General features: G+C 54.3%; 12 protein-coding genes. All 12 read right to left on the bottom strand.

Annotated elements, in window-relative coordinates; genetic code table 11:
- Nucleotides 1-48: 48 nt before the first annotated feature.
- The 12 genes from pnp to A0V43_RS03430 all read right to left on the bottom strand — a co-directional run bounded on the left by pnp (nt 49) and on the right by A0V43_RS03430 (nt 14814).
- Nucleotides 49-2220 carry a polyribonucleotide nucleotidyltransferase gene (gene pnp / locus A0V43_RS03485; RefSeq protein ID WP_011230769.1) on the bottom strand — a complete coding sequence of 724 codons (2172 nt, stop codon included), beginning with the start codon at nt 2218-2220 and terminating at the stop codon, nt 49-51.
- Between the two features lie 140 nt (nt 2221-2360).
- Nucleotides 2361-2630: a 30S ribosomal protein S15 gene (rpsO, locus tag A0V43_RS03480; protein WP_011230768.1), complete on the bottom strand. Its 270-nt coding sequence runs from the start codon at nt 2628-2630 to the stop codon at nt 2361-2363.
- A gap of 87 nt (nt 2631-2717) precedes the next feature.
- A complete protein-coding gene (ribF, locus tag A0V43_RS03475) occupies nt 2718-3698 on the bottom strand; it encodes a bifunctional riboflavin kinase/FAD synthetase (RefSeq protein ID WP_063193797.1) in 981 nt (326 codons plus the stop codon).
- 43 nt (nt 3699-3741) lie between these two features.
- A complete protein-coding gene (truB, locus tag A0V43_RS03470) occupies nt 3742-4650 on the bottom strand; it encodes a tRNA pseudouridine(55) synthase TruB (RefSeq protein ID WP_063192388.1) in 909 nt (302 codons plus the stop codon).
- A gap of 456 nt (nt 4651-5106) precedes the next feature.
- Complete coding sequence (gene rbfA / locus A0V43_RS03465; RefSeq protein WP_063192387.1) at nt 5107-5490, bottom strand: 30S ribosome-binding factor RbfA; 384 nt, start codon at nt 5488-5490, stop codon at nt 5107-5109.
- A gap of 15 nt (nt 5491-5505) precedes the next feature.
- A complete protein-coding gene (locus tag A0V43_RS03460) occupies nt 5506-5784 on the bottom strand; it encodes a DUF503 domain-containing protein (RefSeq protein WP_015374431.1) in 279 nt (92 codons plus the stop codon).
- Entirely contained in the window at nt 5781-8000 is a 2220-nt protein-coding gene (gene infB / locus A0V43_RS03455) for a translation initiation factor IF-2 (protein ID WP_063192386.1), read from the bottom strand. Before infB ends, A0V43_RS03460 begins: the two co-directional genes overlap by 4 nt.
- 13 nt (nt 8001-8013) lie before the next feature.
- Entirely contained in the window at nt 8014-8322 is a 309-nt protein-coding gene (locus A0V43_RS03450) for a YlxQ family RNA-binding protein (protein WP_011230762.1), read from the bottom strand.
- The gene (rnpM, locus tag A0V43_RS03445; RefSeq protein WP_011230761.1) at nt 8312-8602 is read right to left on the bottom strand and encodes an RNase P modulator RnpM; all 291 of its coding nucleotides are present in this window, start codon (nt 8600-8602) and stop codon (nt 8312-8314) included. The genes A0V43_RS03450 and rnpM overlap by 11 nt, the downstream gene beginning before the upstream one ends.
- A gap of 13 nt (nt 8603-8615) precedes the next feature.
- Nucleotides 8616-9767 (bottom strand): transcription termination factor NusA, encoded by a 1152-nt coding sequence (gene nusA / locus A0V43_RS03440; protein ID WP_015374428.1) that lies wholly within the window; start codon nt 9765-9767, stop codon nt 8616-8618.
- A gap of 24 nt (nt 9768-9791) precedes the next feature.
- The gene (rimP, locus tag A0V43_RS03435; protein WP_015374427.1) at nt 9792-10265 is read right to left on the bottom strand and encodes a ribosome maturation factor RimP; all 474 of its coding nucleotides are present in this window, start codon (nt 10263-10265) and stop codon (nt 9792-9794) included.
- Nucleotides 10266-10509: 244 nt separating this feature from the next.
- Nucleotides 10510-14814 carry a PolC-type DNA polymerase III gene (locus tag A0V43_RS03430; protein ID WP_063193796.1) on the bottom strand — a complete coding sequence of 1435 codons (4305 nt, stop codon included), beginning with the start codon at nt 14812-14814 and terminating at the stop codon, nt 10510-10512.
- Nucleotides 14815-14822 lie beyond the last annotated feature (8 nt).

Here is a 14822-nt window from a genome sequence, read left to right as displayed (position 1 = left end):
TTAGGGGACAGGATAGAACATAACAAAAGAGCCTTAAGAAACAAATTCCTAAGGCTTCATGCGATGGCGCTCCGGCCGTCTTCCTCGTTTTTCCCTAGATTCCCGCGGCAGTTCCCCTCCAATGTTGCGGGCATCGCGCAACACCGCTTTGCGCGACAGGTTGACGCGCCCTTGCTTATCGATTTCCGTTACTTTCACTAAAATTTCATCGCCAATCGAAACGACGTCTTCGACTTTGCCGACCCGCCCTTCAGCGAGCTCGGAAATATGGACAAGCCCGTCTTTGCCGTTGAACAACTCAACGAAGGCGCCGAATTTTTCAATCCGTTTCACTTTGCCTAAGTACACTTGGCCGACTTCGACTTCGCGGACGATGTCTTCGATGATTTGCTTCGCTTTTTGGTTGGCCGCTTCATCCACAGACGAGATGAAAATCGTGCCGTCTTGTTCGATGTCGATTTTGACGCCGGTTTCGTCGATGATTTTGTTGATCTGCTTGCCGCTTGGTCCGATCACCTCCCGGATTTTGTCCGGGTTGATGTGCATGATCAAAATTTTCGGTGCATATTTGGACAGCTCTTTGCGCGGTTCGCTGAGCGTTTGCATCATATGATCCAAAATCTCGAGCCGCCCTTTGCGCGCTTGCATGAGCGCCTCTTCCAAAATCTCGCGCGTCAATCCTTTGATTTTAATGTCCATTTGCAATGCCGTCACGCCTTTTCTCGTGCCGGCGACTTTAAAGTCCATATCGCCAAGATGGTCTTCGATGCCTTGAATGTCCGTCAAAATCGTGTAATGGTCGTCGTTTTTCACAAGCCCCATGGCAATGCCGGCGACCGGTGCTTTAATCGGCACCCCAGCATCCATCATCGCCAGCGTGCTGGCGCAAATGCTGGCCTGCGATGTCGAGCCGTTTGACTCAAGCACTTCTGAAACGAGGCGGATCGTATACGGGAATTCGCGCTCCGACGGCACGACCGGCTCGAGCGCCCGTTCGCCAAGCGCCCCGTGTCCGATTTCACGACGCCCCGGCCCGCGCATCGGCCCGGTTTCCCCGACGGAAAACGGCGGGAAGTTGTAATGGTGCATAAACCGCTTCGATTCTTCAAGGTCAAGCCCGTCCAAAATTTGCACGTCGCCAAGCGCCCCAAGCGTACAAACGCTCAACACTTGCGTCTGCCCGCGCGTAAACAAACCGGAGCCGTGCGTGCGCGGCAGGACGCCGACCGCCGATGAAAGCGGACGGATTTCATCGACTTTGCGCCCGTCCGGACGGATTTTCTCGACCGTGATCAAACGGCGCACTTCCTCTTTTACGAGTTTATGCAAAATTTCCTGTACTTGCTTGAGCTTCTCCTCATCCGCTTCTTCCGCCTCATATTTGGCGATGACGCCAGCTTTCACATCTTCAATGGCAGCATCGCGCGCCAGTTTCTCCGGCACTTGCACCGCTCGCTTAATGTCCGCTTCGGCAAGCTGGCGGATTTCCGCCTCCAGCGCTGGATCCGGCTCGTAAAGGACGACTTCCATTTTTTCTTTGCCGACTTGGGCGGCGATTTCCTCTTGGAAGGCGATGAGCCGCTTCACTTCCTCATGGCCGAACATGATCGCTTCCAAAATCACTTCTTCCGGCACCTCATCTGCCCCGGCTTCCACCATGTTGATCGCATCTTTTGTGCCGGCGACGACAAGATGCAGATCGCTTTTTTCCATTTGCTCGACCGTCGGATTGATGACAAACTGGCCGTCGACGCGACCGACGATGACACCGGCGATCGGCCCTTCAAACGGAATGTCGGAAATCGTCAGCGCCACCGACGAACCGATTAAGGCCGCTACTTCCGGCGCGCAGTCTTGATCAACGCTCATGACCATCGAGACGACTTGCACTTCGTTGCGGAATCCTTCGGCAAACAGCGGGCGAATCGGTCGGTCGATGAGACGGCTCACCAAAATGGCTTTCTCGCTCGGGCGACCTTCGCGCTTAATAAACCCGCCAGGAATTTTTCCAACCGCATACAACCGTTCCTCGTAGTTGACGGTGAGCGGGAAAAAGTCAACGTTTTTCGCCTCTCGCGACGCGGTGGCTGTGCTCAACACGACCGTATCGCCGTAGCGGACGAGCGCCGCGCCATTCGCCTGTTTCGCCAGCTCGCCGGTCTCAATGATGAGCGGCCGCCCGGCCACATCGATGGAAAACACGCGTTTCTCTTGTTCCATACAGACGAGTACTCCTCTCTATGTACAGATGAAATTATAGATCCGCTGATGATTAGTATAGACGAATTGGCACCATTGTTATCATCGCCGTGTCAATCACGCCTATAAACTAGCAAAAAAGCGGGAATGCTCCCGCTTTTTTATCGACGTAATCCAAGTTTCTCAATCAATTCACGGTAGCGCGCCACATCTTTCTTGCGCAAGTAGGCCAATAAGTTGCGGCGCTTCCCGACCATTTTCAGCAAGCCGCGCCGTGAATGATGGTCTTTTTTATGAATGCGCAAATGCTCGTTCAAGTTGTTGATTTGCTCCGTCAGGATCGCAACTTGCACTTCCGGAGAACCGGTGTCGTTCTCATGGATTTTAAATTGCTCGATGATTTCGCGTTTGCGCTCCTGCGTCAATGCCATCCTTGTTCACCTCCCTAGTCCTAGATCCCCGATTGCCGAGCGGGCGTCGGTGACTCGCCTAGCCAAGCAATGGTTCGCATACATTGATTAGAATACCTCTTTTTCCGGCAAAATGCAAGTCTTTTCGCTGAAACAGCGGAAATACTGCTCCGCCTCTTTCTTGTCGCGGGCGATTTGCGCCGTCAGTTCGTCGACGCTGGCGAACTTCTGCTCGCTCCGCAGACGGCGGTGCCACTCAATGGTCATCGTTTGTCCATAAAGATCGCCGGAAAACTCGAATAAGTGCACCTCAATATTCGGCAATCCTTCGCGCGTTTTATGGAACGTCGGTTTGTAGCCGACGTTCGCCACTCCTTCATATACTTGCCCGCCGATCACCGCCTTGACTGCATAGACGCCGACTGCCGGCAAGACATAATCGCTGTTTAAAGCGATGTTCGCCGTTGGAAAGCCGATCATCCGCCCGCGCCGTTCCCCGGCAACGACCGTTCCTTCAAGCTCATAAAAGCGGCCGAGCAGGCGGGGAAGCTGTTCGACCGCCCCGTCTTCGAGCAGTTTCCGCACCCGGGACGAGCTCACTTTTTCCCCGTCGATCGCGAGCTTCGGAATGACCGTCTGTCCAAAGCGGCCGCGCGCATGAATCGGCATCGTCTCCATCGTTCCTTTTCCGAACCGCCCATACGTGAAATCGAAACCGGCGACGACATGTTTCACATGCAACCCGTCCAAATATTGGTCAACGAACGCTTCTGGCGACAGCGCAGCAAACGTCGGCGTAAATTCAACGATGTACAGCCGGTTGACGCCAAGTGATGCAATCAGCTGCTCCTTTTTGCCAAGCGGCGTGATCGAGTAGAGCTCGGACTGTTTGCCAAGCACAACGGACGGATGAGGATGAAACGTCATCACCGCGCTTTCGTACCCACGCTCGTTGGCGATCTCGACCGCGGTGCGGATCACTTTTTGATGGCCGAGGTGGATGCCGTCGAAATAGCCCAGCGCCATCACCGTCGGAGGGAGCGCCTGGCGTTCGAGACGGTGCGGATGCGAAAGAAACAGCGTTTCCATGTCCATGACCTACCTTCTTTATTTCCACGCTGCACCCGCGGCGTTAATGAAACACTTTGAGCGGTTTCATCAAGCCGGGGCGCGCCGGATGCTTCACGTACAGGGCCAGCGCTTCCCGCTCGGGCGAAACAAGCACGACCGGCCCGTCAAGCTTCTCTAAAAAAGCGGGAAGCCGGAGCAGCACCCCGTTTTTTACCTTCTCTGCTACTTTATCATTGATTTCATATTTCGGCAAATGAAAAAGCGCCCGCTCGATCGGGATGAGCAAGGCATCAGCCGTCCCGTCGGCCGCCCGGCGCTCAACGTCTTCAAACGTTACGCAATCTTCAAGCCGAAACGGCCCGGACGCCGTACGGATGAGGTCGGACATATGCGCCGGATAGCCGAGCCGCTCGCCGATCATCACCGCCAGCGTACGCACGTACGTGCCTTTGCTGCACGTGACGCGAAAGCGAAATGACACCGTTTCCCCAAAGAATTGTTCACGTTCATCAAGCAGTTCGAGCTCATAAATGGTCACGCGTCGCGTCGGACGTTCGACTTCGATGCCGGCGCGCGCGTATTCATACAGTTTTTTGCCGCCCACTTTCACCGCGGAGTACATCGGCGGCGTTTGCTCAATTTCTCCGGTCAAGCTGTCAAACACCGCTTCGATTTCCGCGCGCGCAATCGGCCGGTCAACCGGACGGGCGGCGATGATGTCGCCGTCCGCATCTTCGGTTGTCGTCGCGGCGCCAAGCGTCACTTTTCCTTCATACGTTTTCGTCGTCCCGGTCAAAAACTCGGCGATGCGCGTCGCCTTGCCAAGGCAAATGGGCAGCACACCGGACACGTTTGGGTCAAGCGTGCCGGTGTGTCCCGCTTTTTTTACGCCAAGCAGACGGCGCACTTTGGCTACGCAGTCGTGAGACGTCATCCCTTTCGGTTTATTCAGCAGCAATACCCCGTCCATCGACGCACCCTTTCCGTTTCCATGATCGTCAACTACCCCCACTTCGCGAACGCTTGAAGTGGGGGCTTGCAACTCCCCAGAAGTGCAAACGGACGTCGTCCTCCTTCCTTGACTTGGGGTTGCATCAGGGGGCAGGTTGACGACTGCCCAACGACGCAGGTCATGCCTGCATCGTTGCCGATTCTCTCGGTGTGTCTGTTGGCAGTACTTGGCTTCCACACACAACAGACGGACCTACGCTCGATGTTTGACGGTTGCAGCGTTTCCTGCAACCAACTCCATCCATCGAGCAGCCGTTATGGGAGTGCCTTTATTGAACGGTTTTCTCCACGCCTTTATTCGATCATACACAAAAGAAAGGGGAACGCGCATTCCTCTCCCACTTACTCCCTTTGGTCGTTGAAGTGGGAGTCTCCTGCGCGAAATAGGATGAATGGAAATGGATAGACGGTTCGTCTATCCATTGTTCGGCTCCCCATTCGCCTCTTTCGCCGGGTGGTCATCGCTTGAAATTTGCCGGATCAGCTGTTCGATGCGGCTGCCGTATTCCATCGTTTCATCGATTTCAAAGAAAATTTCCGGCGTCTTGCGAAGGCGGATGCGCTGCCCGATTTCCGAACGGATAAACCCTTTCGCTTTCTCGAGCGCCTTCAACGTCTCTTCCCGCTGCTTGTCATCGCCAAGGATGCTGATGTACACTTTCGCCTGCTGCAAATCACCGGTGACCCGCACATCGGTCACCGTGACAAAGCCGATGCGCGGGTCTTTCAGCCTGCGGCTGATGATGTCGCTCAACTCTTTTTTCATTTGCTCGCCAACGCGAGTTGCCCGTATATTCATCACCCATCACCTCGGTTACAACCACTCGAATGATGTGGCCGCCCGCTCCAGCTCAGGGAACGAGTCGATCAAAGCAAGCGCCCGCTCGAGCTCCCGTTCGGTCGCCCGGCGGCTGGACGTAATGGCAACAAGGCCGATTTTGGCCCGCTGCCATGCGTCTTGATGATCAATTTCGGCCACAGAGACGTTATATTTTTGCCGGATTCTTGTCATGACCCGCTGCAGGACGGCCCGTTTATCCTTGAGCGAGCGGGCGTTGTAGATGATGCATTCGCACGCGGCGAAGCCGATCATGCCCGGGCCACTTCCTGCATGATGTATGCTTCGATGACATCTCCTTCTTTGATATCATTGAAGTTTTTGATCGTCAACCCGCATTCATACCCTTGCGCCACTTCGCGCACATCGTCTTTATACCGCTTGAGCGAATCGATTTCCCCTTCGTAGACGACGATGCCTTGGCGAATGAGGCGCACCTTGCTGTCGCGGGTAATTTTGCCGTCCGTGACATAGCAACCGGCGATCGTGCCGACTTTCGATACTTTGAACGTTTGCCGCACTTCCGCCTGACCGATCACTTTCTCTTCGTACTCCGGATCGAGCATCCCTTTCATCGCCGCTTCAATTTCCTCGATGACATTGTAAATGATGCGATGGAGGCGGATGTCGACTTTTTCCGATTCAGCGGCGCGCTTTGCGTTTGCATCCGGACGGACGTTAAATCCAATGACGATGGCGTTCGATGCCGTCGCCAGCGAAATATCCGATTCGGTGATGGCGCCGACAGCCGCGTGGATGATTTTCACCCGCACGCCTTCCACATCGATTTTTTGCAAGGCGGCGACAAGCGCCTCAACCGATCCTTGAACATCGGCTTTGACGATCAAATTCAGCTCTTTCATTTCGCCTTGCTTAATTTGTTCAAACAAATCATCCAAGCTGACGCGCGTTTTGGCGCTTCGCTGCTCCTGCAGCTGCCGCTGCGCCCGCGCCTCCGCGATTTGCCGCGCCTTTTTCTCATCCTCAAACACCATGAAGCGGTCGCCGGCTTGCGGCACTTCATGCAGCCCCGTAATTTCGACTGGCATCGACGGAGTCGCCTCTTTGACGCGCCGGCCGCTGTCGTTCACCATCGCGCGCACGCGCCCGTATGTTGTACCGACGACGATCGGATCGCCGACACGCAACGTTCCCGCTTGAATCAAAAGCGTTGCCACCGGGCCACGCCCTTTATCAAGCTTCGCTTCGATCACCGTACCGACCGCACGCCGGTTCGGGTTGGCTTTTAATTCTTCCATCTCACTGACAAGCAAAATCATTTCCAAAAGATGATCAAGGCCCTCTTTCGTTTTCGCCGACAACTTGCAGAAAATCGTATCGCCGCCCCATTCTTCCGGAACGAGGTTGTATTCCATCAATTCTTGCATGACGCGGTCCGGGTTCGCTTCCGGCTTATCGATTTTGTTGATGGCGACAATAATCGGCACGTTTGCCGCCTTGGCGTGGTTGATCGCTTCCACCGTCTGCGGCATCACCCCGTCATCCGCGGCAACGACAAGAATGACGATATCGGTCACTTGCGCGCCGCGCGCCCGCATCGTTGTAAACGCTTCATGCCCCGGTGTATCGAGGAACGTAATTTTTTTGTCATTGACCGTCACTTGATACGCACCGATGTGTTGCGTAATACCGCCGGCTTCTTGCTCCGTCACTTTGGAATGGCGGATCGCATCAAGCAACGTCGTTTTCCCGTGGTCGACGTGCCCCATGATCGTCACGACCGGCGGCCGTTCAACCAAATCTTCCGGCGCATCGACAATTTCGATCGCTTCAAAGTTCGTCTCATCGATCGTCACTTTTTCTTCGACTTCAACGCCGTAATCCGAGCAGATGAGCTCGATGGCGTCTTTGTCTAAATCTTGGTTGATTGTCGCCATCACGCCGAGCATAAACAGCTTCTTAATAATTTCCGACGGTTCGCGGCCAAGCTTTTTCGCCAGTTCGGCCACGGTAAGCGAGCCTTCAAACGTAATTTTTTTCGGCAGCTCTTTTTCTTTTTTCGCCGGCTGCGGCGCTTGTTTGGCGGCTGGTGCTGCCTGCTTTTTCCCTTTCGCCGGCCCTTTTCCTTTCTTTTTCGCCGCTTGGAGCAGTTTCTTTTCTTGCTGTTGCGCCTCGGTTTTTTTCGTTTCCTTCCCTTTTGGCGCTCCCTTTTTCTTCGCCGGTTTCATTTTCGCCGCTTCTTTGCTGTCGTCAAAAATTTCCTCATCAGCAAAATCGGCCGCTTTCGCCGGCGTCGGCCGTTTCGGCTTCTCCGTTTTCTTTTCCGCTTTTTTCTCTTCTTTTTTCCCGGTGTTCGGGCGATATTGATGGTCGAGTTTTTCGACGACATCAGCCTCCAGCATCGCCATATGGTTGTTCACTTCAATGTTCATTTCTTTCAATTTATGAATGACGTCCTTGCTTGGAACGTTCTGTTTTTTCGCGTATTCATACACACGCATTTTCGACATACAGTCACCCCCATTAAGATCGGTCGAGCATCGTTTGCAATTGGCGCGCAAACCCTTCGTCGATGACAGCGACAACGACGCGGGCGTCCTTGCCGATCGCGCCGCCAAGCACATACCGGTCCGGCACTTTGCAAAGCGGGACGCCATAAAACGTGCATTTGTCCGTCACTTTTTTTTCGGTGTTGACCGATGCGTCTTGCGAAAGCAAGACGAGCCGCGCCCGACCCCGCTGCACTTCTTTGACGACAAGCTCCTCGCCGGAGACGACTTTGCCCGCCCGCTGCGCCAATCCAAGCAGCGATGCCCAACGGTTATGCTTCATGTCCGGCCTGTTTCTCCTTTTCCGCCAAGGCGAGCAATTCGTCATAAATCGCATCATCGATGTCTGCTTTTAAATGGCGGGCCAAAATGTTTTTCTTTTTCGCCTGCAAAATGCATTCCGGATCAAGGGTAATATACGCGCCGCGCCCCGCCTTTTTACCGGTTGGGTCGATCGACACTTCCCCCTCTTTCGAGCGGACGATGCGCACCATCTCCCGTTTCGGCTTCATCTCTCCAGTGACGACGCATTTGCGCAACGGAATTTTCTTTTGCGCTGCCATTTTTCATTCCCCCTCACTCGATTTCCGCTGATTGATCAAACGATGGGCCGTTTTCTTCGCTATTTTCATTATCGGCCGCCGCATCGCTGAAATCAAGCGAAGTGGATGGCGCATGCGGATCAATGCCCATCTCCCGCGCTTCCGATTCGCTTTTAATATCAATTTTCCAGCCGGTCAATTTCGCCGCCAGCCGCGCGTTTTGCCCGCGTTTGCCGATGGCGAGCGACAGCTGATAGTCCGGAACGATGACCGTCGTCGCCTTTTGCTCCTCGTTGACAATGACGCGCAACACTTTCGCCGGGCTTAACGCGTTGGCGACAAACTCCACCGGATCGGCCGACCAGCGGACGATATCGATTTTTTCTCCGTTCAGCTCATCAACAATGGCCTGCACGCGTTGCCCTCTCGGTCCGACGCATGCGCCGACCGGATCGACTTCCGGGTTGTCGGAGTGGACGGAAATTTTCGAACGGTCGCCGGCTTCGCGGGCGATCGATTTAATCTCGACCGTTCCGTCGTAAATTTCCGGCACTTCGAGCTCAAACAGCCGTTTCAACAGTCCCGGGTGGGTGCGGGAGACGAAAATTTGCGGCCCTTTTGTCGTTTTTTCCACTTTCGTAATGTATACTTTCAACCGGTCGTGCGGCTTATATGTTTCATTCGGCATTTGTTCGTTTGCCGGCAGGAGCGCCTCCGCCTTGCCGAGGCTGACGTAAACAAAGCGCGGGTCGACGCGCTGAACGATGCCGGTCATAATGTCCTCTTCACGGTCGACAAATTCGGCGTAGATGATGCTCCGCTCTGCCTCGCGCACGCGCTGGGTGACGACTTGCTTCGCCGTCTGTGCGGCGATGCGCCCGAAATCGCGCGGCGTCACTTCGAGCTCGACGACGTCGCCGATTTGATAATTCGGATTGATCCGCTGCGCCTCCTCAAGCGAAATTTCAAGGCGCGGATCGGCCACCTCTTCGACGACATCTTTGCGCGCGAACACGCGGATCGTGCCGGTGTCCATATTGAGATCGACGCGCACGTTTTGCGCCTGCCCGAAATTGCGTTTATACGCCGAAACGATCGCCGCTTCGATCGCTTCCATCACGACTTCTTTGCTGATGCCTTTTTCCCGCATCAGATCGGCTAACGCCTCAAGCAATTGCGTGTTCATGCAACAAAAATCCCCCTTTTGCGATTAGAAGAAAATGACGGCTAATCGGGCGCTTGCCACTTTTTCATACGGAATGGCGACCGTTTTTTGCCGTCCGCGGTCTTTGACCAACAGCGTCACGGTCGTTCCGTCAAAAGCGGTTAGTTCGCCTTCAAACTGCTTTTCTCCTTCAATGGGCTCATACGTTTTGATATATACATGTTTCCCAATGGCCTTGGCAAAATCTTTTGCCTTTTTCAGCGGCCGCTCCGCTCCGGGCGATGATACTTCCAAAAAATAGTTATGCGGAATCGGATCGACTTCATCCAGCTTTTCGCTCAATTTTTCGCTGACAGCACCGCATTGTTCAATATCGACGCCATCGTCAGAGTCAATGAAGACGCGCAAAAACCAATTTTTCCCTTCCTTCACATATTCAATATCGACGAGTTCAAGCCCCATTTCGTCTAAGATCGGTGTGACGAGTTGTTCGACCGTTTCTGTCACCTTTTTGCTCATTGTGTTCCTCCTTACCGAGCAAACGTGCATGCGTGGCATAATGAGAAAATCCCCTGCACAAGGCGGGGAATGAACGAGAGATGGGTGCCCATTCAAGACGAAAGAGTGGGTTTCCCCACTCTCTGCTTGCCATTATCTTTGCCAATTCCACTAAAACTATAACACATTGGGAAATATATTGCAACGGGAAACTGCCGCTCGGGCGAAAGAGCGCTGTCCGCTTCCTTCAGCGGCGGCGTTTCCACTAAAACAGCGACAGCTGGTTATGGTCTGGAAGCGAGTCAAGGCAGCCGCGGCTTTCTAGATACTCGAGCAGCGTTTTCGACAATTTGCCGCGCTGTTGCAAATCCTCCTTCGACAAAAACTCGCCTTCCTCGCGGGCGCGCACGATCGCCTGCGCCACGTTCGTCCCAAGCCCCGGAATGGCGTTGAACGGCGGAATGAGAGAATTGCCGTCAATGACGAATTCCGTCGCCTGCGAGCGGTACAAATCGATATTTTTAAAGGAAAAGCCGCGCTCGCACATCTCTAAGGCCACCTCAAGAACCGTGAGCAAGCTTTTTTCTTTCGCCGTCGCCTGAATGCCTTTGGCGTTGATTTCCTCAATCCGCTTGCGAATGGCGGCTGATCCTTTGATCATGGCGTCAAGGTCAAAGTCCTCCGCCCGCACCGTAAAGTACGACGCGTAATACAAAAGCGGATGGTGCACCTTAAAGTAGGCGATGCGCACCGCCATTAACACGTAGGCGGCGGCGTGCGCTTTCGGGAACATGTACTTGATTTTTTTGCATGAATCGATGTACCACTCCGGCACGTCATGTTTGCGCATTTCTGCTTCAAACTCCGGCGTTAAGCCTTTTCCTTTGCGCACGGATTCCATGATTTTAAAAGCGAGCGACGGCTCGAGCCCGCGGTAAATCAAATAGACCATAATGTCGTCGCGGCAGCCGATGACTTCCGATAACGTACACGTGCCGTTTTGAATGAGCTCTTGCGCGTTGCCGAGCCACACATCGGTGCCGTGCGACAAGCCGGAAATTTGCACGAGTTCGGAAAACGTTTTTGGCCTTGTCTCTTCCAACATTTGCCGAACGAAGCGCGTGCCAAACTCCGGAATGCCGATCGTGCCGACATTGCACATGATTTGCTCCGGCGTAACGCCAAGCGGCTCGGTGCTGCTGAAAATGCCCATCACATCCGGGTCGTCGGTCGGGATCGTTTTCGGATCGATGCCGCTTAAATCTTGCAGCATGCGAATGACCGTCGGATCGTCGTGCCCGAGAATATCGAGCTTCAACAAATTGTCGTGGATCGAATGGAAGTCGAAATGAGTCGTCCGCCATTCAGAGGACGTGTCATCGGCCGGATATTGAATCGGCGTAAAATCGTAAATTTCCATATAATCCGGGACGACGATGATGCCGCCCGGATGCTGCCCGGTCGTCCGCTTCACCCCGGTGCAGCCAGCCGCGAGCCGGTCGATTTCCGCGCCGCGCAGCTCTAAGTTATGGTCGCTCGCATACGCTTTGACAAATCCGTACGCCGTTTTGTCAGCGACCGTGCCAATCGTCCCGGCGCGGTAGACGTTGTCTTCGCCAAACAGCACTTTCGTATAGTTGTGGGCGCGCGGTTGGTATTCGCCGGAAAAGTTCAAGTCGATATCCGGCACTTTGTCGCCTTTAAAGCCGAGAAACGTCTCAAACGGGATGTCGTGCCCGTCTTTCTTGTATTTCGTCCCACATCGCGGGCAGTTTTTATCCGGCAAGTCAAAGCCCGACCCGACCGAACCGTCATTAAAAAACTCGGAATGTTTGCAGTTCGGGCAGACGTAATGCGGCGGCAGCGGATTGACCTCGGTGATTTCCGTCATCGTCGCGACAAACGACGAGCCGACCGATCCGCGCGACCCGACAAGGTAGCCGTCATCGAGCGATTTTTTCACAAGCTTGTGCGAGATCAGATAAATGACCGCAAAGCCATGGCCGATGATGCTTTTTAGCTCCTTCTCAAGCCGCTCTTCAACAAGTTTCGGCAACGGGTCGCCGTAAATTTCCTTCGCCCGCCGGTAGCTCATTTCCCTGATTTCCTCGTCCGCCCCTTCAATGCGCGGCGTATACAGCTCATCTTTGATCGGCTTGACATCGCCGATTAACGAAGCGATTTTTTGCGTGTTGTCAACGACGATTTCCTTCGCTTTTTCCGGCCCTAAAAACGAGAAGCAGTCAAGCATTTCATTCGTCGTACGGAAATATACATCCGGCAGTTCATGGCGGTTGAGCGGATTCGCCCCGCCTTGCGAATGGATTAAGATTTTCCGGTAAATTTTATCTTCTGGGTTCAAGTAATGGACGTTGCCAGTGGCGACGACCGGAATGTTGAGCTTTTCGCCAAGGGCGACGATGCTACGGATGATGTTTTTGATCATCTCTTCGTCTTTCACATAATCCATCTCGATGAGCGGCTTGTACACGTCCGGCGGATGCACTTCAAGAAAATCGTAAAAACGGGCGATGTCTTCGACTTCTTCCGGCGCCTTTTGGATCAGGTTGTCAAACAGCTCTCCTTTGTCGCAGCCCGAGCCGACAAGCAGGCCGTCGCGGTGCTTGACGAGCACGGAGCGCGGGATGCGCGGCACACGGTGAAAATATTGAATGTGCGACAATGACACAAGCTTGAACAAATTTTTCAATCCAGTCTCGTTTTGCGCCAACAGCGTCACATGGAACGGGCGCGCAAGCCGATAGGACGCTTCGCTGTGCGTGCGGCTGTTTAATTCGTCATGAAACAGTATGCCGCGCTCTTCCGCTTCCTTCAACAGCCGCATCAGCAAATGCCCGGTCGCCTCCGCGTCGTAGATGGCGCGGTGATGCTGCGTCAATTCAATGTCAAATTTTTTGCACAATGTATTGAGCCGATGGTTTTTCAAATCCGGGTATAAAAAACGGGCCAGCTCGAGCGTATCGATGACTGGATTCGCGATTTTGCCGCGCCCCATGCGAGCGAGGCCCGCGTTTAAAAAACCGATGTCAAAGCTGGCGTTGTGGGCAACAAGCGTCGCATCGCCGGCCCAGTCAACAAAACGGGCTAGCACCTCGTCCGGCTTCGGGGCGTCTTTCACCATCTCATCGGTGATCCCAGTCAGCTCCATCGTTGTCACCGACAACGGATGTCCAGGGTTGGCAAACGACATGAACCGGTCGATGATCTCGCCGTCTTTCACTTTCACCGCCGCCAGCTCAATGATCGTATTGTACACAGCCGACAGGCCCGTCGTTTCGACGTCAAAGACGACGTACGTTTCCCCCGAAAGACGGCGGTGCGTTTCATTGTAGGCGATCGGCACGCCATCGTCGACGATGTTCGCTTCAAGGCCGTAAATGACCTTCATGCCGTGTTTTTTCGCCGCGCTGTAGGCCTCCGGAAACGACTGAACAACGGCATGGTCGGTGACGGCGATCGCCGGATGCCCCCATTTTTTCGCTTGCTCAATGAGTTTTGTCACCGAGGTGACCGCGTCCATTTGGCTCATCGGGGTATGCAAATGGAGCTCGACCCTTTTTTCCCCTTCCGGCGCCGTATCTTGCCGTTCGTTTGCGGCGATTTCGTTCAAATCGTTGGCGATGATGACCAAATCACGGACGAACGTATCGTTTTGCACGCTGCCGCGCACTTTCACCCACATGCCTTTTTTGACGCCGCTCATGAGCTCGGCGTCCTCTTTGTCGCGCGAAAACATTTTGACTAAAATCGAGTTCGTGTAATCGGTGATTTTCATGGTCAACAGCGTGCGGCCGCTTTTTAATTCGCTCACTTCGGCGTCAAATACATAGCCTTGCACCACGACGCGCCGCTCTTCTTCGACGATCGTTTCAAGCCGCCGCACCGGCTCCTCGTCGCGGATCGGATAGCCGATGACAAGCGGACCGGACGGCGGCGCAGACGCGGCCTTTTCTTCTTCCCTCGCTAAATCGGTCAGTACAGCAAGCGCTCGCTCTTCGTCCTCTTGCTGTTTTTGCGCCAAAAACTGTTCCATTTCTTGCTTGGACGGCTCGACGCTGACGTCAAGCTGAAGGGGGGGAAACCCAAACGAAGCGTACACATCAGCGATTTTTTTGGCGAACCGCCGTTTGATCGCCAGCGCTTCCGCTTCATGGCGGGCAACGACAAGCAGCTTGTTTCCTTTCAGCTCAGGCGTCTGCCGGCTGAGCCAATCGACAAGCGGCGACATGCCTTCTTGCAGCTCGGCAAGGCAAAGCGGCCAATACGCCTGCACATCCGCCTCAGTTACGCGCGGCGCTTCGACCTCCATCGTATGGCGGACGGCGGCGATATGGCGGAACGCCGTCTGCAGCCGATCGGCAAACGTTTTGTATACATGAACCGGCAGCACGTTGTCGAACTGAAAATAAAAATGCCAGCTTTTCTCCTCTTTATCGATCACGACTTTGCGAATGGCTGCCTCACGAAAATGCGGCATCCATTCGTCCGACGTCATCTTCAGCTGCTCAAGCAGGATGAGAAACCGCTCTTTTTGCTCTTTTGTCACCATGACGTCCG

Origin of the sequence: Geobacillus sp. JS12, assembly GCF_001592395.1 — a bacterium.
GTDB lineage: Bacteria > Bacillota > Bacilli > Bacillales > Anoxybacillaceae > Geobacillus > Geobacillus zalihae.
The sequence above is the reverse complement of the archived record's forward strand: the minus strand, read 5'-3'. Positions and strand labels throughout refer to the sequence as shown.

Coding starts and splice junctions, on each gene's coding strand:
- rpsO (WP_011230768.1), bottom strand. CDS start 2,630: ATGGCATTGACGCAGGAGCGCAAACGCGAAATCATCGAGCAATTTAAA.
- nusA (WP_015374428.1), bottom strand. CDS start 9,767: ATGAACACGCAATTGCTTGAGGCGTTAGCCGATCTGATGCGGGAAAAA.
- infB (WP_063192386.1), bottom strand. CDS start 8,000: ATGTCGAAAATGCGTGTGTATGAATACGCGAAAAAACAGAACGTTCCA.
- A0V43_RS03430 (WP_063193796.1), bottom strand. CDS start 14,814: ATGGTGACAAAAGAGCAAAAAGAGCGGTTTCTCATCCTGCTTGAGCAG.
- rimP (WP_015374427.1), bottom strand. CDS start 10,265: ATGAGCAAAAAGGTGACAGAAACGGTCGAACAACTCGTCACACCGATC.
- rbfA (WP_063192387.1), bottom strand. CDS start 5,490: ATGAATATACGGGCAACTCGCGTTGGCGAGCAAATGAAAAAAGAGTTG.
- A0V43_RS03460 (WP_015374431.1), bottom strand. CDS start 5,784: ATGATCGGCTTCGCCGCGTGCGAATGCATCATCTACAACGCCCGCTCG.
- ribF (WP_063193797.1), bottom strand. CDS start 3,698: ATGGAAACGCTGTTTCTTTCGCATCCGCACCGTCTCGAACGCCAGGCG.
- pnp (WP_011230769.1), bottom strand. CDS start 2,220: ATGGAACAAGAGAAACGCGTGTTTTCCATCGATGTGGCCGGGCGGCCG.
- truB (WP_063192388.1), bottom strand. CDS start 4,650: ATGGACGGGGTATTGCTGCTGAATAAACCGAAAGGGATGACGTCTCAC.
- rnpM (WP_011230761.1), bottom strand. CDS start 8,602: ATGGCAGCGCAAAAGAAAATTCCGTTGCGCAAATGCGTCGTCACTGGA.
- A0V43_RS03450 (WP_011230762.1), bottom strand. CDS start 8,322: ATGAAGCATAACCGTTGGGCATCGCTGCTTGGATTGGCGCAGCGGGCG.